Source organism: Achromobacter sp. 413638 (genome assembly GCF_043119405.1).
In the GTDB taxonomy this organism is placed as follows: domain Bacteria; phylum Pseudomonadota; class Gammaproteobacteria; order Burkholderiales; family Burkholderiaceae_B; genus Achromobacter.
The window spans coordinates 66,654-93,126 of sequence record NZ_JBICCO010000005.1 but is presented as its reverse complement, the minus strand read 5'-3'; the positions used below and the strand labels follow the sequence as shown (position 1 = coordinate 93,126).

Annotated in this window: 21 protein-coding genes and 6 tRNA genes; 19 read left to right on the top strand and 8 right to left on the bottom strand. The window is 68.6% G+C overall.

Going from position 1 to position 26,473, the window contains the following annotated elements; translation table 11 throughout:
* Nucleotides 1-104 precede the first annotated feature (104 nt).
* Both ACEU5R_RS03865 and lnt read left to right on the top strand, forming a co-directional pair.
* On the top strand, nucleotides 105-995 hold the full coding sequence (locus ACEU5R_RS03865) for an HlyC/CorC family transporter (protein WP_392409145.1): 891 nt from the start codon (nucleotides 105-107) through the stop codon (nucleotides 993-995).
* On the top strand, nucleotides 992-2,614 hold the full coding sequence (gene lnt / locus ACEU5R_RS03860; RefSeq protein ID WP_392409143.1) for an apolipoprotein N-acyltransferase: 1,623 nt from the start codon (nucleotides 992-994) through the stop codon (nucleotides 2,612-2,614). The genes ACEU5R_RS03865 and lnt overlap by 4 nt, the downstream gene beginning before the upstream one ends.
* A gap of 97 nt (nucleotides 2,615-2,711) precedes the next feature.
* Here the strand turns inward: lnt and ACEU5R_RS03855 are convergent, their stop codons facing one another.
* Entirely contained in the window at nucleotides 2,712-3,767 is a 1,056-nt protein-coding gene (locus ACEU5R_RS03855; protein ID WP_392409142.1) for an aldo/keto reductase, read from the bottom strand.
* Between the two features lie 431 nt (nucleotides 3,768-4,198).
* On the opposite strand from ACEU5R_RS03855, the gene ACEU5R_RS03850 reads away from it, so the two are divergent.
* The 8 genes from ACEU5R_RS03850 to ACEU5R_RS03815 all read left to right on the top strand — a co-directional run bounded on the left by ACEU5R_RS03850 (nucleotide 4,199) and on the right by ACEU5R_RS03815 (nucleotide 7,464).
* A tRNA-Ala gene (locus ACEU5R_RS03850) sits at nucleotides 4,199-4,274 on the top strand.
* A 49-nt stretch (nucleotides 4,275-4,323) separates the two neighbouring features.
* A tRNA-Glu gene (locus tag ACEU5R_RS03845) sits at nucleotides 4,324-4,399 on the top strand.
* A 63-nt stretch (nucleotides 4,400-4,462) separates the two neighbouring features.
* Nucleotides 4,463-4,539: transfer RNA gene (locus ACEU5R_RS03840), tRNA-Asp, on the top strand.
* Nucleotides 4,540-4,643: 104 nt separating this feature from the next.
* Nucleotides 4,644-4,719 (top strand) — tRNA-Ala (locus tag ACEU5R_RS03835).
* A 35-nt stretch (nucleotides 4,720-4,754) separates the two neighbouring features.
* Nucleotides 4,755-4,830, top strand: a tRNA-Glu gene (locus tag ACEU5R_RS03830).
* A 60-nt stretch (nucleotides 4,831-4,890) separates the two neighbouring features.
* A tRNA-Asp gene (locus ACEU5R_RS03825) sits at nucleotides 4,891-4,967 on the top strand.
* A 620-nt stretch (nucleotides 4,968-5,587) separates the two neighbouring features.
* On the top strand, nucleotides 5,588-6,604 hold the full coding sequence (gene bioB, locus ACEU5R_RS03820) for a biotin synthase BioB (protein ID WP_392409141.1): 1,017 nt from the start codon (nucleotides 5,588-5,590) through the stop codon (nucleotides 6,602-6,604).
* Nucleotides 6,601-7,464, top strand: coding sequence for a DMT family transporter (locus ACEU5R_RS03815; RefSeq protein ID WP_103276631.1), 864 nt, complete (start codon nucleotides 6,601-6,603; stop codon nucleotides 7,462-7,464). Before bioB ends, ACEU5R_RS03815 begins: the two co-directional genes overlap by 4 nt.
* A gap of 14 nt (nucleotides 7,465-7,478) precedes the next feature.
* On the opposite strand, the gene ACEU5R_RS03810 is transcribed toward ACEU5R_RS03815, so the two are convergent.
* Together ACEU5R_RS03810 and ACEU5R_RS03805 are read right to left on the bottom strand one after the other, a co-directional pair.
* On the bottom strand, nucleotides 7,479-8,978 hold the full coding sequence (locus tag ACEU5R_RS03810) for an MFS transporter (RefSeq protein WP_233772538.1): 1,500 nt from the start codon (nucleotides 8,976-8,978) through the stop codon (nucleotides 7,479-7,481).
* A 79-nt stretch (nucleotides 8,979-9,057) separates the two neighbouring features.
* Entirely contained in the window at nucleotides 9,058-9,561 is a 504-nt protein-coding gene (locus ACEU5R_RS03805; RefSeq protein ID WP_103275891.1) for a peroxiredoxin, read from the bottom strand.
* Nucleotides 9,562-9,848: 287 nt separating this feature from the next.
* Here ACEU5R_RS03805 and ACEU5R_RS03800 point away from each other — a divergent pair, with 287 nt between their 5' ends.
* On the top strand, nucleotides 9,849-10,277 hold the full coding sequence (locus ACEU5R_RS03800; protein ID WP_392409140.1) for a hypothetical protein: 429 nt from the start codon (nucleotides 9,849-9,851) through the stop codon (nucleotides 10,275-10,277).
* 81 nt (nucleotides 10,278-10,358) lie between these two features.
* Here the strand turns inward: ACEU5R_RS03800 and ACEU5R_RS03795 are convergent, their stop codons facing one another.
* Both ACEU5R_RS03795 and ACEU5R_RS03790 read right to left on the bottom strand, forming a co-directional pair.
* Complete coding sequence (locus ACEU5R_RS03795; protein ID WP_392409139.1) at nucleotides 10,359-11,237, bottom strand: dienelactone hydrolase family protein; 879 nt, start codon at nucleotides 11,235-11,237, stop codon at nucleotides 10,359-10,361.
* 281 nt (nucleotides 11,238-11,518) lie between these two features.
* Nucleotides 11,519-15,274, bottom strand: a complete 3,756-nt coding sequence (locus ACEU5R_RS03790) for a DUF748 domain-containing protein (protein WP_392409138.1) — start codon at nucleotides 15,272-15,274, stop codon at nucleotides 11,519-11,521.
* 182 nt (nucleotides 15,275-15,456) lie between these two features.
* Here ACEU5R_RS03790 and moaC point away from each other — a divergent pair, with 182 nt between their 5' ends.
* From moaC to glp, 5 genes are read left to right on the top strand one after another with little or no spacing between them, the layout of a single operon-like run.
* A complete protein-coding gene (gene moaC / locus ACEU5R_RS03785) occupies nucleotides 15,457-15,945 on the top strand; it encodes a cyclic pyranopterin monophosphate synthase MoaC (RefSeq protein ID WP_103275895.1) in 489 nt (162 codons plus the stop codon).
* Nucleotides 15,926-16,177 carry a MoaD/ThiS family protein gene (locus ACEU5R_RS03780; protein ID WP_103275896.1) on the top strand — a complete coding sequence of 84 codons (252 nt, stop codon included), beginning with the start codon at nucleotides 15,926-15,928 and terminating at the stop codon, nucleotides 16,175-16,177. The genes moaC and ACEU5R_RS03780 overlap by 20 nt, the downstream gene beginning before the upstream one ends.
* A 3-nt stretch (nucleotides 16,178-16,180) precedes the next feature.
* Nucleotides 16,181-16,675 (top strand): molybdenum cofactor biosynthesis protein MoaE, encoded by a 495-nt coding sequence (locus ACEU5R_RS03775; RefSeq protein ID WP_392409137.1) that lies wholly within the window; start codon nucleotides 16,181-16,183, stop codon nucleotides 16,673-16,675.
* On the top strand, nucleotides 16,672-17,196 hold the full coding sequence (moaB, locus tag ACEU5R_RS03770; RefSeq protein WP_103275898.1) for a molybdenum cofactor biosynthesis protein B: 525 nt from the start codon (nucleotides 16,672-16,674) through the stop codon (nucleotides 17,194-17,196). Before ACEU5R_RS03775 ends, moaB begins: the two co-directional genes overlap by 4 nt.
* Before the next feature lie 4 nt (nucleotides 17,197-17,200).
* A complete protein-coding gene (gene glp, locus ACEU5R_RS03765) occupies nucleotides 17,201-18,406 on the top strand; it encodes a gephyrin-like molybdotransferase Glp (RefSeq protein ID WP_392409136.1) in 1,206 nt (401 codons plus the stop codon).
* On the opposite strand, the gene mobA is transcribed toward glp, so the two are convergent.
* From mobA to ACEU5R_RS03750, 3 genes are read right to left on the bottom strand one after another with little or no spacing between them, the layout of a single operon-like run.
* Complete coding sequence (gene mobA / locus ACEU5R_RS03760) at nucleotides 18,391-18,996, bottom strand: molybdenum cofactor guanylyltransferase MobA (RefSeq protein ID WP_392409135.1); 606 nt, start codon at nucleotides 18,994-18,996, stop codon at nucleotides 18,391-18,393. The genes glp and mobA overlap by 16 nt on opposite strands.
* Before the next feature lie 7 nt (nucleotides 18,997-19,003).
* Nucleotides 19,004-20,104, bottom strand: a complete 1,101-nt coding sequence (moaA, locus tag ACEU5R_RS03755) for a GTP 3',8-cyclase MoaA (protein WP_392409134.1) — start codon at nucleotides 20,102-20,104, stop codon at nucleotides 19,004-19,006.
* Between the two features lie 35 nt (nucleotides 20,105-20,139).
* Nucleotides 20,140-21,216: a substrate-binding domain-containing protein gene (locus ACEU5R_RS03750; RefSeq protein ID WP_392409133.1), complete on the bottom strand. Its 1,077-nt coding sequence runs from the start codon at nucleotides 21,214-21,216 to the stop codon at nucleotides 20,140-20,142.
* A 168-nt stretch (nucleotides 21,217-21,384) separates the two neighbouring features.
* On the opposite strand from ACEU5R_RS03750, the gene ACEU5R_RS03745 reads away from it, so the two are divergent.
* The 3 genes from ACEU5R_RS03745 to fdhF are packed head-to-tail and all read left to right on the top strand — an operon-like array spanning nucleotide 21,385 to nucleotide 26,427.
* Entirely contained in the window at nucleotides 21,385-21,957 is a 573-nt protein-coding gene (locus ACEU5R_RS03745; protein ID WP_392409132.1) for a formate dehydrogenase subunit gamma, read from the top strand.
* The gene (locus ACEU5R_RS03740; protein ID WP_392409130.1) at nucleotides 21,954-23,528 is read left to right on the top strand and encodes a formate dehydrogenase beta subunit; all 1,575 of its coding nucleotides are present in this window, start codon (nucleotides 21,954-21,956) and stop codon (nucleotides 23,526-23,528) included. Before ACEU5R_RS03745 ends, ACEU5R_RS03740 begins: the two co-directional genes overlap by 4 nt.
* A 22-nt stretch (nucleotides 23,529-23,550) precedes the next feature.
* On the top strand, nucleotides 23,551-26,427 hold the full coding sequence (fdhF, locus tag ACEU5R_RS03735) for a formate dehydrogenase subunit alpha (protein ID WP_392409129.1): 2,877 nt from the start codon (nucleotides 23,551-23,553) through the stop codon (nucleotides 26,425-26,427).
* Nucleotides 26,428-26,473: the final 46 nt, after the last annotated feature.

The window sequence follows — 26,473 nt, the reverse complement described above, 5'->3', positions numbered from 1 at the left end:
ACGGCGCAGATGGCGTGGATTCGCCCCATTTTGGGCCACGCGGTTACAAGTTGGCATCGACTTTCGGTTATGCTGACCCTTCCCTAACTTGTCCATCCCGGACGATGTCTGACCCTTATCCTGCTCCCGACGCGACGCCTGCTCGCACCGCAAAACCCGCAACCAAATCCCTGATGGACCGCCTGCTTTCCCTCGTGCGCCGAGAGCCCGAGGACCGCGAAGGCATCAAGGCCGTCCTGGAAGCCGCCCACGAACGCGCCCTGCTGGACGCCGAGTCCTACCAGATGATCCGGGGCGCGCTGGCCGTGTCCGAAGGCATCGTGGCCGACATCATGGTGCCGCGCTCGCGCATGGACCTGCTGGACGTCACCCAGCCCATCCCGTACCTGGTCGCCTCGGTCATCGAGACCGCCCACTCGCGCTTTCCCGTCTACGAAGGCGACCGTGACAACATCATCGGCATCCTGCTGGCCAAGGACCTGCTGCGCTGCATGCTGGAACCCGGCATCGAGGTGCGCTCGCTGGTCCGCCCGGCGGTCTTCATTCCCGAATCCAAGCGCCTGAACGTGCTGCTGCGCGAATTCCGCGTCAGCCGCAACCACCAGGCCATCGTCATCGACGAGCACGGCGGCATCTCCGGCCTGGTCACCATGGAAGACGTGCTGGAGCAGATCGTCGGCGACATCGAGGACGAATTCGACGAGACCGAGGAAGACTCCATCTTCCCCGAGGGCGAGAACCAGTGGCGCGTGCGCGCGGCCACCGAGATCTCGCACTTCAACGACGTGTTCGGCAGCAAGCTGCCCGACGACGAGTACGACAGCGTCGGCGGCTGGATGGGCGGCCGCCTGGGCCGCATCCCGCGCCGCGGCGATCACGCCGAAATCGACGGTCTGCGCATCGAGGTCGCCCGCGGCGACGCCCGCCGCGCCCTCTGGCTGCGTGTGCGACGCCTGGCCGGGCCCCATTCCGCCCCCAATCCCGCCGAAGCATGAGCCCCACCCCGCGCGGCCGACTCCTGCGCGGCGCGGCCGGCCTGACACTGGCCGGCGCGGCGCACGCACTGACATTCGCTCCCGGCCCGCTGCCCGACTGGGCCCTGGCCATCACCCAGGTGCTGGCGCTGGCCGTGGCCGCGCGCGTGACGCTGTATGCGCCGTCGGCGCGCCTATCCTGGGCGCGCGGCTGGCTGTTCAGCTTCGCCACCTACGCGCTGGGCCTGTACTGGATCTTCATCAGCCTGCACCGCTACGGCGATCTGGCGGCGCCGCTGGCGGCGGCCGCCGTGCTGCTGCTGTCGGCCTTCCTGGCCATCTTCCCCGCCACGGCCTGCGCGCTGGCGCGCCGCTACGCGCCGCTGGAACCGGACTCGCGGCCCGCCCGCGCGCTGACGGGCGCGCTGACCTGGGCCGCCCTGTGGGCCGGCTTCGAATGGGTGCGCGCGGTGCTGCTCACCGGCTTCCCCTGGCTGAACATCGGCTATGCCCATGTCGATAGCCCGCTGGCCGGCTGGGCGCCGCTGCTGGGCGTGCACGGCATGGCCTTCCTGGCGGCCTTCGCCGCAGCGGCGATCGCCACGCTGTGGCAGCCCTCGCGCAAGACCCCGCTGGACGGCCGGCGCGCGCTGGCCGCCGGCCTCGCGCTGGCGTTGGCCGCGACCGGCTGGCTGCTGGCCCGCATCGACTGGTCGCGCCCTTTCGGCGAGCCGCTGAACGTGCGCCTGATCCAGGGCAACATCGAACAGTCGCAGAAATTCGATCCCGCGCTGCTGGACCAGAGCCTGCGCCGCCATCTGGAACTGGCCGCGCTGCCGCCCATGCCGGGCGAACCCGCGCCGCAGCTGACCATCCTGCCCGAAACCGTGATGCCGGTGTTCCAGAACCAGCTCGACCCGCGCGTCTGGGAAGCCTGGCGCGCCATCGCCGCGCGGCAGAACAGCGTGATCGCCATGGGCTCGCCGCTGCTGGACGTAGTGGGTGGGCGCGAACGCTACACCAACAGCGTGATCGGCTTCGACGGCGCCACGCCGGTCGAGCATCTGCTCGCCGGCTCGACCGCCATGCGCTACGACAAGCGCCACCTGGTGCCCTGGGGTGAATACGTGCCGCCGGGTTTCCACTGGTTCGTCGACATGCTCGACATTCCGCTGGGCGATTTCGACCGTGGCGCGGAACGCCAGACGCCCTTCGCCGTGGGCGGCCAGCACGTGGCCTTCAATATCTGCTACGAAGACCTGTTCGGTCCGGACCTGCTGCCAGCGCTGCAACCGGGCCCGCAGGGCGAACCCGGCGCGACCATCCTGGTGAACGTCAGCAACCTGGGCTGGTTTGGCGATTCCTGGGCGCTGCGCCAGCATCTGCAGATCGGCCGGCTGCGCACCATCGAGACGGCGCGCCCCATGCTGACCGCCACCAACACCGGCATCACCGCCGCGATCGACGCCAAGGGCCATGTCGCCGCGCAACTGGCGCCGATGCAGCCGGGCGTGCTGCCCGTCAGCGTGCAGGGCATGACTGGCCTCACCCCCTACGCCCGCTTCGGCGACAAGCTCGCGCTGGCGTTGGTGGGCGTGGTGCTGATCGGCGCGCTGGGCGCGACGCGCAAGCGCGGCTGAAGCCGCGCCTGGTCGCCGTTCCGCATTCGTCGCCGCAAAAGCCTGCCGGGATCCTGCACATCACAGGATCCGGTGCCCCTCCCAGCGTCAACCAACCCTAGCTGAACAGATCGTCGGGCAAGGCCGACTGGTCGCCCGACGGACGCGACGGCCCCTGGCCCGCGCCCGTCCGCTCGATCGCATCGGCGATGCGCGCCATATCCTCATCATCCAGCTCGAGTTCGGCAGCGCCCAGCAAGGCGTCCACCTGCGCCGCGTTGCGCGCGCCGACGATCGCGCCGGTCACGCCCTGCCAGGCCAGGGTCCAGGCCACCGCGGCGGCGGCGACCGTCGCCCCGTGACGCTCGGCGACCGGCCGGAAAGCCTGCGCCAATGCCAGATTGCGTTGCAACGCGGGCGCCCGGAACTCGGCATGGCGCGAACGCCAGTCATCGGCGGGCAAACTGGCCGCGCGCGCCTCGCTGAATCCGCCGCTCAACAGGCCCGACTGCATCGGGCTGTAGACGATGACGCCGGTGCCGTGCGCCTCGCACCAGGGAATCAGATCGGCGGCCGCGCTGCGCTGGATCGCGGAAAACGGCGGCTGCAGGCTGTCCACATGCCCCAGCGCCTCCGCGTCCTGCAACTGGGCCAGGTTATGGTTCGACAGCCCCACCGCGCCGACCTTGCCCTCGCGCTTGAGCGCCAGCAGCGTTTCCCAGTAGCCGTCCAGCGATGTGCCGTCGCCCGCCGGCCAGTGCATTTGATAGAGGTCGATCCGCTCCACGCCCAGACGGCGCAGCGAATCCTCGACCTCGCGCCGGATGCTTGCCGGCGCGCCGGTGCGCCGTGGCGTGGCCTGCGGCTGTGCGTCGGACCAGGTCAGGCCGCACTTGGTGAACACGTAGGGGCGCTCGGACGGCGCCATCTGCGCCAGCGCGCGGCGCACGATCTCTTCGGAATGCCCCAGGCCATAGACCGCCGCGGTGTCGATCCAGTTGATGCCCCGGTCCACCGCCAGCCGGATCGCGCCGACGGAATCGGCATCATCCTGCGGCCCCCAGCCCACCGCCCAGCCATTGCCGCCCATGGCCCAGGCGCCCAGCCCGATGCGCGTGATCGACATGCCCGAGCGTCCCAGGGGACGGGTAGGAAAGGATGTGCTTGTGCCCATGCGTGAAATGCTCCTGCGCCGGCGCGATCGCGCCGCATTTGCTGAAAGGCCACGATAGCACTGCGCGCTTCGCCGGCGCGGCCGGATCGCATCGGCCTGTGCTTGAATGATGAACCGACAATGTGAATGAGCAGCAGGAGTGGCCAACGGAGCGTTTCACTAAAGGAGCGATCAACTCTAAAGGGGTGCTCAACTACAGCGCGCTCAACTGCGGGCCACTCAGTCGTCACGGAAACCTTTCCGCAACTTTTTTCATTTTTGCGCCCAATCGACTTGCACGCCCAAAATAGTTCGTGCATAATCTCGTTTCTTCGCCAACGGCACTAAACAAAACCGGCAACGAACCAGCAGGAACTACCTGAATCCAGCAAGAAATTTGCAAGATTCAAGTGAAGAAAGCTAGAACGTTGCAAGTATTGATTAGAAAAGACGGGGGTATAGCTCAGCTGGGAGAGCGCTTGCATGGCATGCAAGAGGTCAGCGGTTCGATCCCGCTTACCTCCACCAGTCCAAAGCGAAGAATGCAGTAAAAAAGCAGTGCCTGATGCAAGTCCACGTCCCCTTCGTCTAGAGGCCTAGGACATCACCCTTTCACGGTGAGTACAGGGGTTCGAATCCCCTAGGGGACGCCAGTTCTTCGGACTGTTCTTGCATCGTGCAGTTGAAGTGACCATGTAGTTCGAGTACGCCGCTGCGGAGCGGTAGTTCAGTTGGTTAGAATACCGGCCTGTCACGCCGGGGGTCGCGGGTTCGAGCCCCGTCCGCTCCGCCAAAAGCTCTCGCTCAGGGTCATTCTCAAGAGCTCCGATCCGGGGCTTTTTGCTTTTATAGGGTGTAAGCCCTTGTTGTCTGAAGGTTGAGACACCTGGGATTCTGGGGGGTATAGCTCAGCTGGGAGAGCGCTTGCATGGCATGCAAGAGGTCAGCGGTTCGATCCCGCTTACCTCCACCAGTAAAGCAGTTGGTAGTACAGTGGTTTTTGTTCAGGTCCCCTTCGTCTAGAGGCCTAGGACATCACCCTTTCACGGTGAGTACAGGGGTTCGAATCCCCTAGGGGACGCCAGTATTCTGGCAAGCTGCCTTGACACCGCAGTTGCAGTACCGAAGTTTTGCATACCGCTGCGGAGCGGTAGTTCAGTTGGTTAGAATACCGGCCTGTCACGCCGGGGGTCGCGGGTTCGAGCCCCGTCCGCTCCGCCAAAGCACTTTGCGCCATCTGCGCACGCCGCGAAACAATCGCCGCGTCATCATCGAAAAGCTCCGGATTCCGGAGCTTTTTTGTTTTCCGCTCACAGATATCCCTTCCGCCTGGCTGCCGCCGATAGCGGCATATCGGCCCACGAGGCTCGCATGCCCGCGAGCGCGCCCGGGATCACCCCGGAACATGCCTGCCCGGCCCGCCCAGACACGGCATGCCGGCTGCGCGCCATCCCGCGGCGCCGCGCGCCGCCGCTACTCCTCCCGAAGTCGCGGCCGCCAATACGATCTCCCGATCGCGGTCTCCCAACCGCAACATCGCCGCCACCGAGCCCCGCGCCCACATCGGCCAGGCAAGCGACTTCTCCCCGATCTAGAATTTACAAATTGAATCAAAAAAATCAGCCCCTCGCCGTCCGCGAAGATGCCGGCGCGTTGCCTCTCGGGATGCTCTAAAAATCGCCAAATCTTCAAAAAACAGATCGATCCACCCCGCATTTCCAGCCAGATCCCCGGCATTGCGCAAACCCCGCCCGGCTTCATACGATCCGCCGATCGCAGCCTGAGCCCGCCAAGGCGGCGCAACCGGCGCGATCCCCGCGACACCGACTGGAGCCCTCCCGATGCAGACCGCCTACATCCCCGTCCCGACGATTCCCAAGCCGATGCCCGAATCCGCCGCCTGGAGCGCCGAGGAGGTCCTGAAGCTGTACGACCTTCCGTTCATGGACCTGATCCATCGCGCACAGCAGACCCATCGCGCCCATTTCGATCCGAACGCCATCCAGCTGTCCAGCCTGCTGTCGATCAAGACCGGCGGCTGTCCCGAGGATTGCGCCTACTGCCCGCAATCCGCGCATCACGACACCGGCCTGGAAGCCGACAAGCTGATGCCGCTGGAAGACGTGATCGCCGCCGCGCGCGCCGCGCAGGCCGGCGGCGCGCAGCGCTTCTGCATGGGAGCCGCCTGGCGCAGCCCCAAGCCGCATCACCTGGAAGCGGTGGCCGAGATGGTCAGCGCGGTGAAGGAGCTGGGCATGGAAACCTGCGTGACGCTGGGCATGCTGGCCGAGGGCCAGGCCGAACAGCTCAAGCACGCCGGGCTGGACTACTACAACCACAACCTGGACACCTCGCCGGAGTTCTACGGCAAGATCATCTCCACCCGCACCTACCAGGACCGCCTGGATACGCTGGAGCGCGTGCGCGACGCCGGCATCAATGTCTGCTGCGGCGGCATCGTGGGCATGGGCGAGTCGCGCCGCGAGCGCGCCGGGCTGATCGCCCAGCTCGCCAGCATGGAGCCCTACCCCGAATCCGTGCCCATCAACAATCTGGTGCAGGTCGAAGGCACGCCGCTGGCCGGCGTCGAAGCGCTGGATCCGTTCGAATTCGTGCGCACCATCGCCGTCGCCCGGATCACCATGCCCAAGGCCAAGGTCCGGCTGTCGGCCGGCCGTGAGCAGATGGACGATGCGCTGCAGGCGCTGTGCTTCATGGCCGGCGCCAACTCCATGTTCTACGGCGACGCGCTGCTGACCACCGCCAATCCGCAGATGCAGGCCGACCAGCGCCTGCTGGCGCGGCTGGGCATGCACATCGACGCCGAGCCCGCGCACGAGGCGCCGGCGTGTCGCTGACGCCCGGCCTGCTGTATCTGGCGGCCAGCATCGCCTGCAGCGTGACGGTGGCCGCGATGCTGAAGCTGGCGCGCGGCTGGCGCATCGACGTGCGCCAGGCCATCGCGGTGAACTACGCGGTCGCCGCGACCTTGTGCTGGGCCCTGCTGCGACCGGCGTCCGACACGCTGTTCGCGGCGGGCACGCCCTGGCTGACGCTGGCGGCGCTGGGCATCCTGCTGCCCAGCGTGTTCCTCGCCATGGCGCAGGCCGTGCGCCATGCCGGCGTGGCGCGCAGCGACGCGGCGCAGCGCCTGGCCCTGTTCATTCCGCTGATCGCCGCGTTCCTGCTGTTCGGCGAGACGCCGGACGGCCGCAAGCTGGCCGCGATCGCGTTGGCGTTCTGCGCGCTGTATTGCCTGCTGCGCCGCCCGTCGCCGGACGGCGAGCCCGCCGAGGGCGGCCGCGACCGCTGGCTGTGGCCGCTGATAGTCTGGGCCGGCTATGGCGTGATCGACGTGCTGTTCAAGCAGGTGGCGCGCACCGGCACGGCCTTTTCCGGCGCGCTGCTGCTGGCCTTCATGCTGGCCGGGATGCTGATGCTGGGCTACCTCGTATGGCGTCGCGCGCGATGGGAGTGGCGCCATGCGCTGGCGGGCGTGGCGCTGGGTCTGGCGAACTTCGGCAATATCCTGACCTATATCCGCGCGCACCAATCGCTGCCGGGTCACCCGTCGGTGGTGTTCGCATCCATGAACATGGGTGTCATCGCCCTGGGCGCGCTGATCGGCGCCCTGGCGTTTCGGGAATCGCTCTCGCGCCTGAACCTGCTGGGGCTGGCGCTGGCCCTGGCGGCCATCGTGCTGATGATCCCCCGCTAGCGCTGCGCGCGGTCTCAGGTGCCGGTGCGCAGGCGCGATTCGGGCGCGTCTTCGTCCAGGTCTTTCGCGTCAGGCACCCGTCCCGCCTCGTAGCCCATGTCCCGCGCGGCCTCGGCGGCGGCGGGATGATCTGCCGCCGCCTCTGAGACCGCCGCGCCCGGAGCCGCCGCAGCGGCTGGCGCCGCACCCGTCACCACAGCCTCGGCGGCGACAGGGTCGACAGACTGCACGGCGGCCGTGGCGGGATCCGGCTCCACCATCTCGATCGTGATGTCGGTCTCGGGATCGACCCGGGGATCCAGCACCGCCGACGCGGGCGAGCTTTGCAGGGTATCCGGCATCGGCACGAAGTGGGTGGGCGCTTCCTGCACCTGGTGCGCGCCCGTGACGCGCGTCGGCCGCACCTGCCAGACCAGGATCAGCGCGCAGGCCGATACGAACATGTAGTACATGCTGTGCCCGCCCCAGGACATCAGCACGCCCGCGATCATGGGGCCGACGCAGGCGCCGACGCCGTAGGTCATCAGCAGCACCGCCGACAGGCTGACGCGCCGCTCGGATTCCACATGGTCGTTGGCGAAGGCCGCGCCCAGCGGGTACAGCGTGAATTGGAGCACGCCGAATACGGCGGACAGGGCCAGCATGGCCCAGAACGGCAGTTCGATCCAGCCCCACATCAGCGCCGGCAGGACCGCCAGCAGCAAGGCATTGAAGCGGATCAGCCCGGCGCGGTTGATGCGGTCCGACAACCAGCCCATCGGCCATTGCGACAGCAGGCCGGCGGTCACCGCCGTGGCCACGAACACCGCCGCCTGGGACGTGCTCATGCCATGCTTGGCCCCGTAGACAGCGGCCAGGCCGTAGAACGCGCCGGACACATTGCCCGCCACGAACAGCACCGTCATGGACAGCGGCACGCGGCGCAGGAAGAATCGGATGTCCAGCGGCGCGGGCAAAGGCGTGGGCGGGTGCGAACGCGCCGTGACGGCGATCGGCACCAGGCACAGCACCAGGCACATGGCGACCAGCGTCAGCGGCCGCAGGTCCAGCGTCGCATAGGCCGTCAGCGCCAGCTGGCCCAGCACGGTGCCCAGGCCGGACACCACCATGTAGACGGAGAACACGCGCCCGCGCTGATGGTTCTCGGTCTGTTCGTTCAGCCAGCTTTCGATGACCATGAACTCGGTCACCATGACGATGCCGGAGATCACGCGGAACGCCAGCCACAGCGGCAGCGAGTCGACCAGCGTCTGCGCCAGGATCATGCTGGTGGCGACCGCCGCGCAGGCCACGAAGGCGCGGATGTGGCCCACCCGGATGATCAGCCTGTGCCCCAGCCGGGCGCCGCACACCAGGCCGAAGTAGTAGCCGGCGATCAGGGCGCCGATCCACACCTCGCTGACCGCCTGCGACGTCAGCCGCAGCCCCATGTAGGTATTGAACAGGCCCGTGCCGATGAGCATCAGCAGGGTCGCGAAGTACAGCGACGAGAACGAGGAAATGGTGGCGATCATGGCATCGGGCAGCCGCGGCCAGCGGCCTTTCGGCGGACCGCGCCTGCAGTCCGCCGTAAAACGGTAGAACGGAAGAGAATCAGGCCTGCGACAGCATGGTGGCCGCGTCGCTGACCTCGAACTTACCGGCGGCCTCGACGTTCAGCGTCTTGACCACGCCGTCCTCGATGAGGGCCGAATAGCGCTGCGAGCGCACGCCCATGCCGCGCTGGATCAGGTCCAGCTCCAGGCCCAGCGCCTTGGTCCACAGGGCCGAGCCATCGGCCAGCATGCGAACCTTGCCGTCGGTGCCCTGTTCACGGCCCCAGGCGCCCATGACGAAGGCGTCGTTGACCGACACGCACCAGATCTCGTCCACGCCCTTGGCCTTGAGCGCGGCGGCCTGCTCGACGTAGCCCGGCAGGTGCTTGGCCGAGCAGGTCGGCGTGAAGGCGCCCGGCACGGCGAAGAGCGCGATCTTCTTGCCGCGGACCAGGTCGGCGACCTGGAAGGCGTTGGGACCCAGCGAGCAGCCCGCGGTCTCGGTTTCGATGAATTCGGTCAGGGTGCCATCCGGCACGCGGTCGCCGACTTTGATCGTCATGGAAATATCTCCGGCTGAAAAATCTGAAGAAAGAATAAATGGGGTAGAGCATTGAGGCGAGGCCGCCTCACACCCTCCATCATAGTTCCTGCGCGCGGGCGGCGCTTGGCGCGCCTGCAGCCCATGCCCCGGGCGGACGCCGCACCGGCAAAGAACATGAACAGACTGAAACGACTCAATACGGGCGCGTCGCTCCCGGAACGCGCGTCCGTTGCAATAATGTCGCAAGATTCATGGCATCCCGCGCGCGTCTTGCCGCCCGCGGGACCACACACGGAGAACATGCGATGCGCAAGATGGCAGGCGGCCTGATGGCCGCGTTGGCGCTGGGCTTGACCGGCGGCGCCTGGGCGGCGCCGGACGCCAGCGAACAATTGCAGTACGAATCCTTCGTCGTGGCGGCGGGCGCGTCCAATGGCGCGGCCCGCGTCTGCGGCGCTTCGGAGCCCGATCTCAAACAACATCAGGACACCTCGCGCAAGAACCTGCAGCGCTACGCCCAGGAATACGGCTTCAACGCCCAGAACTACGACACGCTCTTCGACAAGGGGCTGGACCAGGGCAAGGCCATGATGGAAGAGATGAAGCGCTCGGGCGTGGACGGCTGCCGCGGCGTGCTCGGCAGCTTCCAGAACGAGCGCGTCATCGGCTACGAGGACATGAAGGCGGCCTTGGCCGAGGTCAGCGACGGCCTGCCGGGGGAAACCGAGAAATAGGACAGAGGCACGGTTCGCGCCGTCCCTCGGGGCGAACTTGAAGCGGAAGAAAGCGCGACGCCCATGCGCCGCCGCCCTCGCCTACAGCCCGTTCTGCTTGAACCAGTCCAGCATGCGCTGCCAGGCCTGATCGGCCTCGGCCTTGCGGTAGCTGGGCCGGTAGTCCGCATGGAAGGCATGCGGCGCTTCGGGATAGATGTCGATGCGCGAGGCCTTGGCGGCGGCCGGCCCCTGGGCCAGCGCCACCCGCATGCGATCAACGTCCGCCAACGGAATGCCGGCGTCCTTGCCGCCATAGGCGCCCAGCACCGGCGCCTTCAGGTCCCCGACCGCGCTCAGTACCGGGCGCGGCTTCAGCTCGCTGGGCTCGCCGCCCAGCTGCCCGTACCAGGCAGCGCCCGCGCGCAGCTTGGGATTGTGCGCGGCGTAGAGCCAGACCTGGCGTCCGCCCCAGCAAAACCCCAGGATGCCCAGTCGGCCCGCGTCGCCGCCATGCTCGACGGCCCAGGCCGATGCGGCGTCCAGGTCGCGCTGCACCTGCGCGTCGGGCACCTTGCTGATGATTTCCGCCTGCAGCTTGGGAATATCGGTGTAGCGCGACGGGTCGCCCTGGCGCGCGAACAGCTCGGGCGCCACCGCCAGATACCCCAGGTGCGCCAGGCGGCGGCAGATATCCTGGATGTACTCGTGCACGCCGAATATCTCGGACACCACCAGCAGCGTGGGCAGGTTCTTCTTGCCCTGCGGCGCGGCGCGATAGGCCGGCATCTTGCCGTCGGCCACCGGAATGTCCACCCTGCCGGCCAGCAGGCCGGCGGCGTCGGTGGCTATCGCCGTCTGCGCCACCGCCTGCCCCGCCGCCAGCGAAAATCCCGCCGCCACCGACGTGGCGATGAAGCCCCGGCGGTCCAGCTTCAAGGGCGGCAGCAAGCTGTCGAACTGCGAATCCTGGTCGTTCATGCCTCATCTCCTGGGAAGAGCGCTCGCCCGTATCCGCACCAAACCGGCCACGAGCGGCAAGATTGCACTTCACACCTCACACTTCAACCACCAACGGCAACAGCGTCAGCCGTGCCACCTTCCAGTGAGGCACACTCCGGTAACGCACACTCCGCAAGGTCGCAGGCGCCGACACGGCCAGGTCGCCCCCAATCGGGATGTCGCGGATCCGGCTCCGCCGGTCCGCAGACATGCCCCCTGGAGGGGGAAGCGCGCAGCGCTTCGGGGGTGGGCTCATCCCTCTATTTCAGAGAGAACTCCACCCGCGACGGCACGCCATCGTCCTTGATGCCGTCGGCATCCAATTGCGGCGCGACGATGAAGACGCGCTCGGCCAGGCCCTCGTGAGCGAGCAGCTTCTCATAGACGGCCTGGGCGCGCGCGTCGGCCAGCTGGCGCAGCTGCTCGTCGCCCACCGGCGCCACGCTGCGCAGCATTTCCTCCATCTGCGCATCCGGTATGGACTTGGCGATGCCGATCAGGTTCCTGGGCTTGTCCTTGATGTCGGTATCGCCGTAGACCTCTTCCAGGTACTTGGAGCGCTCGGCGGGCGACACGTCGACGCCGGCCGGGTTGGGCTTCTTGCCGCGCGGCGCGACGGCGGCGGCCTTGGCGGCGCGGATCTTGCTTTCGATCCAGGCCTGGCGCAGGCCCTCCATGTCGGTCTTGGGGTCGGCGCGGCCGCTCAGATCCATCTTCAGGCCGGGACGGTCGGTCAGGGCCTTGATCAGCGTGTCGATGCGCTGCTGGGAATCCTCGGTCAGCGCCGCGCTGCCCGGCGCGAATTCCACGTAGGACAGCTCCTCGCCGCCGCCGAAGGCCGAGGCGAGCAGGCTGAAGGGCGAAGTCACCGCCTTGACCACCAGGTTGAGCACCACGCGCACCACGATACCGCCGACCGAGAACTCCGGATCGTCCAGCGAACCGGAAATCGGCAGGTTGATGTCGATATTGCCGCGCGAGTCCTTCAGCAGCGCCACGGCCAGCAGCACCGGCAGCTTGGTCGCGTCGGGGCTGTTGGTCTTGTCGCCGAAGGTCAGCTGGTTCAGCACCACATGGTTGCTGGCGGTCAGCGCGCGATCCTTGATCTTGTATTCCAGGTCGACCGACAGCTTGCCGCGCTTGATGGGATAGCCCACGTACTTGGCGGAATAGGTGTTGAAGCGCGGCAGGTCCACGCCCTTGGCCGACGCCTTCAGGTCCAGTGCCAGGAACTTGGCGAAGGGCTGCACCACGCCGCTGATCGACAGCGGCGCGGTGGTGTACACACGGCCCGTGACCTTGACCTTGGCGGGCTGAGGATTGCTGGACGACACCGCCGAGATCGAGCCGTCGATGCTGGACAGCTCCGCCACGTAGTTCGGCTTGACGAAGCGGTCGGTGAAGGTCATGCGGCCGCGCGTCAGGGTCACGCTGTTGAGCGAGATATCGGGCATGCCGCCGCTCTTGGCGGCGGGTTCGGGCGCGGCGCGGCGCGCCGGCGTCTGCGTGTCCTGGGTGATGGAGCCGCCCGCCTGTCCGGGCGCGGCCACCAGGTCCATCACGTTGAGCCGGCCCTGCGCGTTGAGCAGGATGCGACCGTAGAAATCGTCCAGCGCGATATCGCCCAGCCTGGCGCCGATCTTGTCGCCGGCGACGGAGATATCCATGCCGGAGAACGCCAGGCGCTTCCAGTTCAGGAAATCGTCCTTGTTGACGCGGTCCTGCAGGTCCAGGTCGGTGACTTCCACTCCGCCCTTCCAGGCGGCCGAGAGCGGCGTCTTGCCGTTGGCGGCCGCGAAGGCCGCTTCGCCCTTGGCTCCCAGCGTGATGGCGCGCACGGTGGCGTTCAGGCTGGAGGCGAAATAAGGCGCGAACGAGGCCACGTTCAACGCCGACAGGTCCACCGAGGTGCGCAGCGTCAGCGGCTGCGGCGTGAACGCCCCCTTCAGGGCCAGCTTGCCGTTGCCCTGCACGCCATCGGCGTCCAGCGTGAAATTGCTTTGTCCCGGTCCCATGGCCAGCCGGTCGGCGGTCAGGTGCAGGCGCTGCAGCGCGACATCCAACGCGGGCTTCAGGGATTCGTCGCGCGCCTTGAACTGGGTCAGCTCGGCTTGCGCGCCGGTGGCGGACACGTCCACCGCCCCGCCCTTGTCCAGCACGTGCACTTGCGCCGACAGCGCCACGCGACCGTCCTGCAGCGTGATCGGCGCGGCGCTGCGCACGGCCGGCGCGAACGGCGCCAGCGCCACGTTGCCCATGCGGAAGGACATTTCCAGCGCCAGCGGTTGCAGCACCAGCGGACCCTTGGCGCGGATCCAGCCACCGTCGGTGCTGTTGTCCACCGTCAGCCACAGGTTGATCGGGCGATCCTTCTGCTGCGGAATCTCCACGCCCTCGACCGTGGCCGCGATGCCGGTCATCGAGTAGTCGAGCTTGCTGACCGCATCGGTCAGGTGCAGCTCGCCTTCATGGATATTGAAGGCGTCCAGCGTGATCTTCCATTCGGCCGGCTCGGCCGGCTGGGGCGCCGGGGCCGTGCCTGCCGGACCATCCGGAGGCGCGGCGCCCGCGGCAGCGGACGCCGACGGCGTGGCCGCGCCAGCCGCAGCGCCGCCTGCGGCGGGAATCGCAGACTTGGGTTCGGCGGCTTTGGCTTCGGCCGCCTTGGCATCGGCACTCTTCGCATCAGCCGCCTTAGCATCTCCGGCCTTAGCATCCGCCGGTTTCGCGCCCGCCGGCTTGGCAGCTGCCGCAGCAGAAGCCGCCTTGCCCGCTTCGGGTGCGCCAGCCTGCGCGGCGGAGACCTTGGCCGAGGCCTGCGGATCCGCAGGCTGGGCGGCGGCCTTGCCCGCATTCGGCGCGGCCTTGGCATCCTGTGTCTTGGCATCCGCCGGCTTGCCCGCAACCGGCTTGCCACCCGCAGGCTTGGCCGCGCCGGGCTTGGCGCCCAGCTGCTGCAGCTGCTCGGCCACGTCCTGCCAGTTCAGCCTCAGGTTCTCGTAGCGGCGCGCATGCACCTGCGGCGCCCACAGGCCGACATCGCCGATATAGGCCTGCCGCGCAATCGGTTCGAGTTCCAGCCGCGATACCGTCAGCGCGCTCCAGGACGCCAGCTCGGCGCCCGACTTGTCGCGCAGATCGAACTGGCGCAGGCCCAGATCGCCCACCACCCGGATCTTGGGCGGCGCATCCTTGGGCTGCTCGAACACCACACGCAGGTTCGAATCGAGCAGCGCGCGCTCCAGCTTGAACGGCAGCGGCATGGGCCACACGTCGGCCCACTTCTCCAGCTGCAGGCCGGAGAAGGTCACGTTCAGCGTCGAGGACGGCACCTTCTCGAAGGGCCGCGCCACGCCGGTCAGGTCGAAGGGGCTGCCGTTGATGCGCAGGTGCAGCCGGGGCTGCACGTCGATGTCCGTGGCATAGCCGAAGGTGGAGATGAACGGCACGCCCAGCGTGAACTCGTCCACCACCTGCTTGCGGCCGGTGACCTTGTCGTCCAGCGTGACCGAGCCGCCCTCGATGCGCATGTTGTTGAGCGAGAAGCGCGGCAGGCCTTCGTCGGGCTTGGGCGGTTCCTCGGGCTTGGCGGCGCTCATCTCGGCCACGCGCTGCTGCACGTCCGAGAAGTTGAAGCGCGTGACGTCCTCGCGCACGATGGCGATCTTCGGCTCGCGCAGCGTCAGCCGGTCCACCACCGGCGCGAACCAGAACAGCGAACTCCAGGCGGCGCTGGCGTCCAGTTCGGCCAGCGTCAGCAGCGGTGTCTCGGATCCTGGCTGCGCGATCGCCAGGTCCCGCGCGCGGACGGTCAGGGTAAAGGGATTGAAGCTGATCTTGCCGACGGAAACGTCGCGGCCCAGCATCTTGGAGACGTCCTCGGTCAGGACGGAGCGCAGCACCTTGGGCACCTGCCAGGCCGCCACGCCGCACAGCAGCAGCGCCACGGCCACGATGGACAAGAGAATCTTGCCGACGCGCCGGGTGAACCTGAACTTTGGCATCCGCATGGGCATCGCGAGTCTCCTGGTACGACAAATTGTAGGCACTGGCCGCGCGTCGGGTACGTGTTTTGCGGGCGATTATCGCGCCCCCCGCACGGCTCGTCTATCATAGGGCGTATCAGCGGCCCGACCCGGACCATGCCGGTCCGCCGCGGCCGCTATTTTCAATCATTAACAATTCTCGATCCCGACCCATGTCCTCCTCCGCCCCCACTCTCAGCCACCTGGACGAAGCCGGCCAGGTCCGCATGGTCGACGTCATCGGCAAGGCGGACAGCGAGCGCGTGGCGGTCGCCGCGGCCAGCGTGCGCCTGAACGCGGTGGCCTACGGCCTGCTGACCGCGCCCGGCCAGGGCAAGGGCGAAGTCCTCAACACCGCGCGCGTGGCCGCCATCCTGGCCGCCAAGCGCTGCGCCGAGCTGATCCCGCTTTGCCACAGCCTGCCGCTGTCCTTCGTGGGCGTGGAGTTCGCGCTGGACGACGAAGCCCATCGCGTCGACATCCTGGCCACCTGCCGCACCAGCTACAAGACCGGCGTCGAAATGGAAGCCATGACGGCCTGCAGCGTCGCCGCGCTGACCATCTACGACATGTGCAAGGCGGCCGACAAGGGCATCGTGATCGAGCAAGTTCGCCTGAAGTACAAGGCGGGAGGAAAGAGCGGTGAGTGGCGCAACGATTGATCTGCTGTACTTCGCGCGCGTGGCCGAACTGGTCGGCAAGCGCGGCGAGGCCTGGCCGCTGGACGATGAATCCACCGGCGCGCAACTGCTGGCCGCGCTGGGCGAGCGCTATCCGCAGCTAGCCCCGGCCTCGCGCCTGAAGCTGGCCGTCAACCAGACCCATGCCAAGCCCACGGTCGTGATCCGCCCCGGCGACGAAGTCGCGGTATTCGAGCCCGTGACCGGAGGCTAGAGCATGAGCGCCAATGTGGTCATCGTCCAGGAAGCCGATTTCGACGGCGCGGCCCTGACCGCCGCGTTGCGCGAGCAGGCCGGCGCGGGCGTCGGCGGCATCGTCACCTTCGTGGGCTACGTGCGCGACTACGCACCCGATGCGCCGACCGAAACGCTGTTCCTCGAACACTATCCCGGCATGTGCGAGCGCGAGCTTGAAGACATCGCCGCCACGGCCCGCGCGCGCTGGAACCTGGCCGGCACCGTGATCGTGCACCGCGTCGGCGCGCTGTCGCGCAACGCCCAGATCGTGTTCGTGGCCGCCGCCAGCGCCCACCGCGGCGACGCCTTCCGTGGCTGCGAATACATCATCGACGCGCTCAAGACGCGCGCGCCCTTCTGGAAAAGCGAGACGCTGGCCGGCGGCAAGCGTTTCTGGGTCGAACAGCGCCAGGCCGACGAGGACCGCACGCGGTCCTGGGACGAGCCCCCGGCCGGCAACAAGGACACGCCATGAAGCAAGCCCCCGCCGAACCCGTATCGCTGGCCTGCGCCGTGCTGACCGTCAGCGACACGCGCGGCCCCGGCGACGATACCTCCGGCAACCTGCTGGCGCAGAGCCTGGCCCAGGCCGGCCATCAATGCGTGCGCCGCGACATCGTCAAGGACGACCTCTACCAGATCCGCCGCATCATCAGCGACTGGATCGCCGATCCCGCCGTGCAGGTCATCCTGACCTCCGGCGGCACGGGCTTCTCGCACAAGGACACCGTGCCTGAGGCCATCGGCCCGCTGCTGGACCGACAGATTCCCGGCTTCGGCGAGCTGTTCCGCCAGCTGTCCTACGAAGAGATCGGCAGCTCGGCCCTGCAATCGCGGGCCCTTGCCGGCTACGCCAACCAGACGCTGCTGTTCTGCCTGCCCGGCTCCAACAACGCCTGCGAAACCGCCTGGACGCGCATCATCCGCGAACAGCTCGACAGCGGCCATCGCCCCTGCAATTTCGCCACGCACTTCAAGAATCGCGAAGACAACTGACCCCATGCTGGATTTCGATCACGCCCAGACCCTGCTGGCCAACGCCGCCGGCCCGCTAGACCGCGTCGAGGACGTCGCATTGGCCGACCTGGCCGGCCGCGTGCTGGCCCGCGACCTGACCGCGACCGTCGACATTCCCCCCGCCGACAACAGCGCGATGGATGGCTACGCGCTGCGCGCGGCCGACTGGAGCGACGCCGCGCGCCTGCCGGTGCAGCAGCGCTGCTACGCCGGCGACACGCCCGAGCCGCTCAAGCCGGGACACGCCATCCGCCTGTTCACCGGCAGCCTGATTCCCGAAGGCGCCGACGTGGTGGTCATGCAGGAAGACGCCGAGGAAGCCGACGGCCACGTGCGCATCTCGCGCCCGCCCGCCCTGGGCCAGCACATCCGCCTGCGCGGCGAGGACACCCTGGCCGGCGCGCCGCTGCTGGCCGCCGGCACGGTGCTGGAAGCCGCCCACGTGGCGCTGCTGGCCTCGCAGGGCATGGCCACGGCGCCGGCGCGCGCCCGCCTGCGCGTGGGCATCCTGACCACCGGCGACGAGCTGGTGCCGCCCGGCGCCGCGCGCGCGCCCGAACAGATCTACAACTCCAACGGCCCCATGCTGGCCGCGCTGGCGCGCGGCATGGGCGCCGAGCCGGTCCACGTGCTGCATGCGCGCGACACCGAGGCCGACCTGCTGGCCGCGTTCAAGACGCTGCTGGCCGATTGCGACCTGGTGCTGAGCGTGGGCGGGGTGTCGGTCGGCGAGCGCGACCTGGTCAAGCCGGCGCTGGCGACCCTGGGCGGCGAACTGTCGCTGTGGAAGGTGCGCATGAAGCCGGGCAAGCCGGTGGCCCTGGCGCAGATCGGCGGCAAGCCGGTGGTCAGCCTGCCGGGCAACCCGGTGTCGGCCTATGCCGTGTTCACGCTGCTGGTGACGCCGCTGGTGCGCCGCATGCAGGGCCGCGAAACGCTGTTCCCGCCGGTCAGCCTGCTGCCGCTGCGCACCGAGCGCACGCGCCAGGACAGCCGCGAGGAATTCCTGCGCGTGCAGCGCCGCGTGGCCGATGACGGCTCGGCCGAACTGGTGCCCTACGGCCACCAGGGGTCCGGCGTGATCAGCTCGCTGCCCTGGTCCACCGGACTGGCGCGCGTGCCGGCGGATACGCCAGTGCAGGACAAGGACCGCGTCCCCTACTACGACCTGCGTCACTGGCTGGCGTAGCGCTCGGCCCGCTCCAGCTCTTCCGGGGTGTTGACGTTCATGAAGGCCTCGGGCGTCTCGTCGAAACGGGCTTCGGCCGCGCCCAGGCGCGACTGCCACAGCCCCACCCGGCGCTCGCCCGACGCCAGATACTCACGCAATGCGGGCAGCAACGACACCCGCAGCGCCATGCAGGCCGGATGGCGCACCCCGTCCGCGCTGGCATAGGCCAGCGGCACACCCGTCGCCAGCGCCGCGCCGACCAGGCGCGCGGCCAGGTCTGGCGGCAGGAACGGCGTATCGCAGGGCGCGACCACCAGCCATTGCGCGTCGCCGGCGGCCAGCAAGCCCGCCATCACGCCGGCCAGCGGCCCGGGCCAGCCCTGCAGCCCCGCCACCCCGTCGCCGACGACCTCGCCATAGCGCGCGTAGCTGTCCGCGTTGCGGTTGGCGCTGATGATCAACCTTCCCACCTGCGGCGCCAGCCGGCGCGCGGCATGCCCCGCCAGCGGCTCGCCCCGCAACTGGACCAGCCCCTTGTCACGCCCGCCCATGCGCGAACCCTGGCCGCCGGCCAGGACCAGGCCGGCGAGCGCCTGACGGTCAGGCATGGCAGGATCAACCACCGATGTAGCTCATTTCGATCTTGCGCGAGGGATCGGCCATGTTGCGCCCGCGCAGCTCGGAATAGTTGTCGCCGCGCGCCGCCCAGATGCCGGCGATGATGGCGGCCAGCTCGTCGTCGCTGGCGCCGTCGCGCAGCGGCGCGCGCAGGTCGTGGCCGTCGTGCGCGAACAGGCACAGGTACAGCTTGCCTTCGGGCGACAGGCGCGCCCGCGTACAGCCGCCGCAGAAGGCCTGCGTCACGCTGGAGATCAGGCCGATCTCGCCGCCGCCGTCCAGGTAGCGCCAGCGTTCAGCCACGCGCCCCATGGCATCCGCGACGACGGGCTCCAGCGGGAATTCCTGGCCGATGCGCGCCAGCACTTCGCTGCTGGGCACCACTTCGGCCATGTTCCAGCCATTGGTGTTACCCACGTCCATGTATTCAATGAAGCGCAGGACGTGGCCGCTGTGGCGGAAGCGCCGCGCCATCGGCAGGATCTGGCCGTCGTTCAGGCCGCGCCGCACCACCATGTTGACCTTGACCGGGGCCAGCCCGGCCTCGGCCGCCGCATCCACGCCGCGCAGCACGTCGTCGGGCGTGAAGCCGCTGTCGCTCATGTCCTGGAACATGGTCGCGTCCAGCGCGTCCAGGCTCACCGTCACGCGCGACAGCCCGGCCTGCCTCAGTGCCTCGGCCTTGCGCGCCAGCAGGCTGCCGTTGGTGGTCAGGGTCAGGTCCAGCGGCCGGCCGTCGGGCGTGCGCAACGCGGCCAACTGGCTCACCAGGTTCTCCACATGCTTGCGCAGCAGCGGCTCGCCGCCGGTCAGGCGCAGCTTTTCCACGCCCAGCCGCGTGAACACACTGGCCAGCCGCGCGATCTCCTCGAAGGACAGCAGCGCTGAATGCGGCATGAAGGAATAGCTGCTGTCGAACACCTCGCGCGGCATGCAGTAGGTGCAGCGGAAATTGCAGCGATCCGTGACCGAGATGCGCAGGTCGCGCAAGGGGCGCGCGCGCAGGTCGAGCGCGGGCTGCCCCGCCGGCGGCAGGGCGCCGGGCGCGACGGCGGGCAGGCCACCGCGCCGATCGGCAAGGAAAATCACTTTGGTCATGGTGGAATCATAGCCCGGCGCCGTCCGCGAGGCGCTCAGGAAAAAGCCTCGTCCAGGGTTTGCAGCCGGCCCGTGTCGCGGGTGTCGTAGCCGGCCAGCTGGCCGACGTAGCCCAGGTAGTCCGGACTGCGCAGGATGGCCAGCAGCTCGCGCATGGCCGGCGTCTCCAGCGCGCTCCTGCGGATGGCGAAGAAATAGCGCTCGCGCACCAGCGGGATGAAATCCAGCCCGAAGCGCCGGGCCGCCGTCTCCACGCCCACGCCGGTATCGGCCATGCCGCTGGCGATATGGGCGGCGATGGCCATGTGGGTGAATTCATTGCTTTCGTAGCCCAGCACGTCGCCGATGGAGACATTGGCGCGCTGCAACATCAGACTGATCAGATGGCGAGTGCTGGAACCGATCTGGCGGTTCACGAAGCGCACATCGCCGCGCGCCAGGTCGGCGATGCCATGGATATTCTTGGGATTGCCCGCCACCACGAACAGGCCGGTATTGCGCACGGCCAGGTGGATCAGCAGGTAGTCGTCGGCGTGCAGCCACTGGGCATAGCGCGCCATGATGGGTTCCTCGAACTCGCCTAGCGGCACCTGGAAGCCGGCCAGGTCGCATTCGCCCCGCTCCAGCGAGGCCAGCGCCTCGATCGCGGTGCGATAGCGCAGCTCCAGGCCGGCGCCGCCGCCCATGCGCTGCATCAGCGATTCCACCGCGAAGCCGTGACTGGCGTGCAGGCGCAGATGCGGTCCGCTTTCCGGCAGCAGCCGGGCCAGTTCCTCCTGCAGTTCCGAGGCCATGCTTTCCAGCGTGGGCATCAGACGGGCCTCGATGCGCCGGTTGGCCCACAGCAGGCGCTGGGCGAAGGGCGACAGCTGCGTGCCCTGGCGCCGGTTGGTGATCAGCAGCGCGGTGCCGAAGATGCCCTCGAAACGGCGCAGCACGCCCCAGGCGTGCCGGTACGACAGTCCGCAGGCGCGGCAGGCGCCGGCGATGTTGCCGCTGGCGTCGATGGCGGCCAGCAGCGCCAGCATGTCCTGCAGCGGCACCGGGCCGGCATCGCCCTCGGACGCCAGCGTCCATTGCGGCCGCAGGCCGATTTGGAACTTATATGTCATTTATTTCATATTGAAGCCGGAATTCCAGCCAAGTAGAGTACACAAAAAACGCGGATTCCAGACAATTAATATGCTTCTGAAAACATATTAATCACGTATCAGGATCAGGAATCCGCCCGCTGACCGCTCCTACGGGGGCCCGTAATCAGTCATCAGGAGGAGACCGCCATGCGCACCCGCGAGGCAAAATCCGATCTCGCGTCCACTGGCGGCGCCCGTGGCGGCCAGCAGGCGCTGGACGCCGCCCGGGCCTCGCAGACGCCGGCCGTGGCCGCCACAGCCCGCATCGTCGCCCGGCTCAAGGACCAGCCCGGCCCACTGCTGCCGGTGCTGCACGCGGTCCAGCACGAGCTGGGCTGTATTCCGGCCGAGGCGGTGCAGACCATCGCCGAGGCCCTGAACCTGTCCCGCGCCGAAGTCCACGGCGTCATCACCTTCTACCCCCACTTCCGCAGCGCGCCGGCCGGCCGGCACGTCATCGAGATCTGCCGCGCCGAGTCCTGTCAGGCCATGGGCGGGGAACAGCTCGCCGAGCATGCCCGCCACGCGCTGGGCTGCGACTTCCACGCCAGCACGCCCGATGGCGAATTCACGCTGGAGCCGGTGTACTGCCTGGGCCTGTGCGCGCAATCGCCCGCCATCATGATCGACGGCCAGCCCAAGGCCCGCGTGACGCGAGACAAGCTCGACCGCCTGCTGGCGCAGGCCCGCCAGGCCGCCGCCCCGGAGGACGCCCGATGAACGCCCCGATCAGGATCTACGTGCCGCGCGACGCGGCGGCGCTGGCGGTGGATGCCGACGCGGTCGCGCGGGCGATCGAGGTCGCCGCCGAACAGCGCGGCCTGGCCGTGCAGCTGGTGCGCAACGGCTCGCGCGGACTGCTGTGGCTGGAACCCATGGTGGAAATCGCCACGCCCGCCGGCCGCGTCGCCTACGGGCCGGTGCAGCCCGAGGACGTGGCCGGCCTGTTCGAGGCCGGCTGGCTGCAGGGCGGCGCCCACCCGCTGCGGCTGGGTCCGACCGAGGACATCCCCTACCTGAAGCACCAGGAACGCCTGACCTTCGCCCGCGTCGGCGTGACCGACCCGCTGTCGCTGCAGGACTACGCCGCGCACGGCGGCCTGGAGGGACTCAAGCGCGCACTGTCCCTGGCGCCCGAGGCCATCGTCCAGGAACTCATCGATTCCGGACTGCGCGGCCGTGGCGGCGCGGCCTTCCCCACCGGCATCAAATGGAAGACGGTGGCCGGCACGCCTGCCGACCAGAAATACATCGTCTGCAACGCCGATGAGGGCGATTCCGGCACCTACGCCGACCGCCTGCTGATGGAAGGCGACCCGTATGTGCTGATCGAGGGCATGACCATCGCCGGCCTGGCCGTGGGCGCGACCCAGGGCTACATCTACGTGCGCTCCGAGTACCCGCACGCCATCGCCGCGCTGGAAGCGGCCATCGCGCGGGCGCGCGAGGTCGGCTGGCTGGGCGCGGATGTACACGGCAGCGGCCGGCGGTTCGACCTGGAAGTGCGCAAGGGCGCCGGCGCCTACATCTGCGGCGAGGAGACCTCGCTGCTGGAAAGCCTGGAGGGCAAGCGCGGCGTGGTGCGCGCCAAGCCGCCGCTGCCGGCCATCTCCGGCCTGTTCGGCAAGCCCACCGTGATCAACAACGTCATCTCGCTGGCCACGGTGCCCATCATCCTGGCCAAGGGCGCGGCCTATTACCGCGACTATGGCGTGGGCCGCTCGCACGGCACCCTGCCCTTCCAACTGGCCGGCAACCTCAAGCACGGCGGGCTGGTGGAAAAGGCCTTCGGCCTGACGCTGCGCGACCTGCTGTACGGCTTCGGCGGCGGCAGCGCCTCGGGCCGGCCGCTGCGCGCGGTGCAGGTTGGCGGACCGCTGGGCGCCTACCTGCCCGAATCGCAATGGGACGTGCCGCTGGATTACGAGGCCTATGCGCGGATCTCGGCCATGATCGGCCACGGCGGCCTGGTGGCCTTCGACGACACCGTCGACATGGCGCGCATGGCCCGCTACGCCATGGAATTCTGCGCCGTCGAGTCCTGCGGCAAGTGCACGCCCTGCCGCATCGGCTCGACGCGCGGCGTGGAGACCCTCGACAAGATCATGGCCGGCGGCCCGGCGCGCGAACAGCAGGTGCATCTGCTGCGCGACCTGTGCGACACCATGCTGGGCGGCTCGCTGTGCGCGCTGGGCGGCATGGCGCCGTACCCCGTGCTGTCCGCCCTGAACCACTTTCCGCAGGACTTCGGCCTCGCCGACAGTCCCGCACCCGCCGCCAGCGCGGCCTGACGCCGCCCGCCCGGAGACCGCCATGCTGGAAACCGTCATCAAGCGAGACCGCGACCTGGGCACGCCCGCCCGCGAGTCCACGCAGACCGTCACCCTGACCATCGATGGCCAGGAAGTCACCGTGCCCGAAGGCAGCTCGCTGATGCGCGCGGCCGCCGAGGCCGGCATCAACATCCCCAAGCTCTGCGCCACCGACAGCCTTGAACCTTTCGGCTCGTGCCGCCTGTGCCTGGTGCAGATCGACGGACGCCGGGGCTATCCGGCATCCTGCACCACGCCGGCCGAGCACGGCATGGTGGTGCACACCGAGACGCCCAAGCTGCGCGAGCTGCGCCGCGGCGTCATGGAGCTGTACATCTCCGACCACCCGCTGGACTGCCTGACCTGTCCGGCCAACGGCGACTGCGAGCTGCAGGACATGGCCGGCGTGGTCGGCCTGCGCGAGGTGCGCTACGGCTACCAGGGCGCCAACCACCTGGACAGCGCCAAGGACGAGTCCAATCCGTACTTCACCTACGACCCGTCCAAGTGCATCGTCTGCAACCGCTGCGTGCGCGCCTGCGAGGAAACCCAGGGCACCTACGCCCTGACCATCTCCGGCAAGGGCTTCGAATCGCGCGTGTCGCCCGGCCAGGACCAGCCTTTCCTGGACAGCGAATGCGTGTCCTGCGGCGCCTGCGTGCAGGCCTGCCCCACGTCCACGCTGCAGGAAAAGACCGTCATCATGATGGGCCAGGCCGAGCACTCGGTGATCACCACCTGCGCCTATTGCGGCGTGGGCTGCGGTTTCAAGGCCGAGATGAAGGGCCAGGAAGTGGTGCGCATGGTGCCCTGGAAGGACGGCCAGGCCAACCGTGGCCATTCCTGCGTCAAGGGCCGCTTCGCCTGGGGCTACGCCACGCACAAGGAACGCGTGCTCAAGCCCATGATCCGCCAGCGCATCACCGATCCGTGGCGCGAGGTGTCATGGGACGAGGCCATCAACCACGCGGCCTCGGAATTCCGCCGCATCCAGGCGCGCCACGGGCGCGACGCCGTCGGCGGCATCACCTCATCGCGCTGCACCAACGAGGAAACCTGGCTGGTGCAGAAGCTGGTGCGCGCGGCCTTCGGCACCAACAACGTCGACACCTGCGCCCGCGTCTGCCACTCGCCCACCGGCTACGGCCTGAAACAGACGCTGGGCGAATCGGCCGGCACCCAGACTTTCGATTCGGTCATGCACACCGACGTGGTGATCGTGATGGGCGCCAACCCCAGCAGCGGCCACCCGGTGTTCGCCTCGCGCCTGAAGCGCCGGCTGCGCCAGGGCGCGCGCCTGATCGTGATCGATCCGCGCCGCATCGAGCTGGTCAGCTCGCCGCACATCAAGGCCGATTTCCACCTCCAGGTGCGGCCCGGCACCAACACGGCGCTGCTGTCCTCGCTGGCGCACGTCATCGCCACCGAAAACCTGATCGACGAAGCCTTCGTCGCCGAACGCTGCGAGGAAAAGGCGTTCCGGGAATGGCGCGACTTCGTCTCGCTGCCCGAGAACTCGCCCGAGGCGATGGAAGAAATCACCGGCGTGCCGGCCCGCGACGTGCGCGGCGCGGCGCGGCTCTACGCCACCGGCGGCAACGGCTCGATCTATTACGGCCTGGGCGTCACCGAGCACAGCCAGGGATCGACCACCGTGATGGCCATCGCCAACCTCGCCATGGCCACCGGCAACGTGGGCCGCGAGGGCGTGGGCGTGAACCCGCTGCGCGGCCAGAACAACGTGCAGGGTTCCTGCGACATGGGCTCGTTCCCGCACGAACTGCCCGGCTACCGCCACATCTCCGACGACGCGGCGCGCGCGCTGTTCGAGCGCGACTGGGGCGTGACCATCCAGCCCGAGCCCGGCCTGCGCATCCCCAATATGTTCGAGGCCGCACTGGGCGGCACGTTCAAGGGGCTGTACTGCCAGGGCGAGGACATCGTGCAGTCCGACCCGAACACGCAGCACGTGGCCGCGGCGCTGGCGGCGATGGAGTGCATCGTGGTGCAGGACCTGTTCCTGAACGAGACCGCCAAGTACGCCCACGTCTTCCTGCCGGGCTCGTCCTTCCTGGAAAAGGACGGCACCTTCACCAACGCCGAGCGCCGCATCTCGCGAGTGCGCAAGGTCATGGAGCCCAGGAACGGCAAGTCGGACTGGGAAGTGACCGTGGCTCTGTCCAACGCGCTGGGCTATCCCATGAACTACCGCCACCCCGGCGAGATCATGGAAGAGATCGCCCGGCTCACGCCCACCTTCGCCGGCGTCAGCTATGAAAAGCTGGACCGGCTGGGCAGCCTGCAATGGCCGTGCAACGACGAGGCGCCGGACGGCACGCCCATCATGCACATCGACCAGTTCGTGCGCGGCAAGGGCCGCTTCATGATCACCAAGTACGTGCCCACCGACGAGCGCAGCACGCGCCGCTTCCCGCTGCTGCTCACGACCGGGCGGATCCTGTCGCAATACAACGTCGGCGCGCAGACCCGCCGCACGCCCAACGTCATGTGGCACAGCGAGGACGTGCTGGAGATCCACCCACAGGACGCCGAGGACCGCGGCGTGGCCGAGGGCGACTGGGTCGGCATCCAAAGCCGCGCCGGCGAGACCGTGCTGCGCGCCACGCTGACCGACCGGGTCCAACCGGGCGTGGTATACACCACCTTCCACTTCCCCGAATCCGGCGCCAACGTCGTCACCACCGACAGCTCCGACTGGGCGACCAACTGCCCCGAATACAAGGTCACCGCCGTGCAGGTCACGCGCGTGTCCCAGCCTTCGGAATGGCAGCGCCAATGGTCGCGCTTCGCGGACATCCAGCACAAGCTGCTGCGCGAGCGGGCCCGCGAGAGCGACGCGGCGATGACGGGAAAATGATGCCGTCCCGGCGCGCGCGAACCGCGCGCCGGCAACGCCGCCACAC

What these genes read in the sequence shown, in the direction of transcription:
- moaC (WP_103275895.1), top strand. Translation starts at nt 15,457, where the DNA reads ATGTCCTCCTCCGCCCCCACTCTCAGCCACCTGGACGAAGCCGGCCAG.
- fdhF (WP_392409129.1), top strand. Translation starts at nt 23,551, where the DNA reads ATGCTGGAAACCGTCATCAAGCGAGACCGCGACCTGGGCACGCCCGCC.
- ACEU5R_RS03775 (WP_392409137.1), top strand. Translation starts at nt 16,181, where the DNA reads ATGAGCGCCAATGTGGTCATCGTCCAGGAAGCCGATTTCGACGGCGCG.
- ACEU5R_RS03805 (WP_103275891.1), bottom strand. Translation starts at nt 9,561, where the DNA reads ATGACGATCAAAGTCGGCGACCGCGTGCCGGATGGCACCCTGACCGAA.
- bioB (WP_392409141.1), top strand. Translation starts at nt 5,588, where the DNA reads ATGCAGACCGCCTACATCCCCGTCCCGACGATTCCCAAGCCGATGCCC.
- lnt (WP_392409143.1), top strand. Translation starts at nt 992, where the DNA reads ATGAGCCCCACCCCGCGCGGCCGACTCCTGCGCGGCGCGGCCGGCCTG.
- ACEU5R_RS03795 (WP_392409139.1), bottom strand. Translation starts at nt 11,237, where the DNA reads ATGAACGACCAGGATTCGCAGTTCGACAGCTTGCTGCCGCCCTTGAAG.
- ACEU5R_RS03740 (WP_392409130.1), top strand. Translation starts at nt 21,954, where the DNA reads ATGAACGCCCCGATCAGGATCTACGTGCCGCGCGACGCGGCGGCGCTG.
- ACEU5R_RS03790 (WP_392409138.1), bottom strand. Translation starts at nt 15,274, where the DNA reads ATGCCCATGCGGATGCCAAAGTTCAGGTTCACCCGGCGCGTCGGCAAG.
- ACEU5R_RS03750 (WP_392409133.1), bottom strand. Translation starts at nt 21,216, where the DNA reads ATGACATATAAGTTCCAAATCGGCCTGCGGCCGCAATGGACGCTGGCG.
- glp (WP_392409136.1), top strand. Translation starts at nt 17,201, where the DNA reads ATGCTGGATTTCGATCACGCCCAGACCCTGCTGGCCAACGCCGCCGGC.
- ACEU5R_RS03800 (WP_392409140.1), top strand. Translation starts at nt 9,849, where the DNA reads ATGCGCAAGATGGCAGGCGGCCTGATGGCCGCGTTGGCGCTGGGCTTG.
- ACEU5R_RS03810 (WP_233772538.1), bottom strand. Translation starts at nt 8,978, where the DNA reads ATGATCGCCACCATTTCCTCGTTCTCGTCGCTGTACTTCGCGACCCTG.
- mobA (WP_392409135.1), bottom strand. Translation starts at nt 18,996, where the DNA reads ATGCCTGACCGTCAGGCGCTCGCCGGCCTGGTCCTGGCCGGCGGCCAG.
- moaB (WP_103275898.1), top strand. Translation starts at nt 16,672, where the DNA reads ATGAAGCAAGCCCCCGCCGAACCCGTATCGCTGGCCTGCGCCGTGCTG.
- moaA (WP_392409134.1), bottom strand. Translation starts at nt 20,104, where the DNA reads ATGACCAAAGTGATTTTCCTTGCCGATCGGCGCGGTGGCCTGCCCGCC.
- ACEU5R_RS03865 (WP_392409145.1), top strand. Translation starts at nt 105, where the DNA reads ATGTCTGACCCTTATCCTGCTCCCGACGCGACGCCTGCTCGCACCGCA.
- ACEU5R_RS03745 (WP_392409132.1), top strand. Translation starts at nt 21,385, where the DNA reads ATGCGCACCCGCGAGGCAAAATCCGATCTCGCGTCCACTGGCGGCGCC.
- ACEU5R_RS03855 (WP_392409142.1), bottom strand. Translation starts at nt 3,767, where the DNA reads ATGGGCACAAGCACATCCTTTCCTACCCGTCCCCTGGGACGCTCGGGC.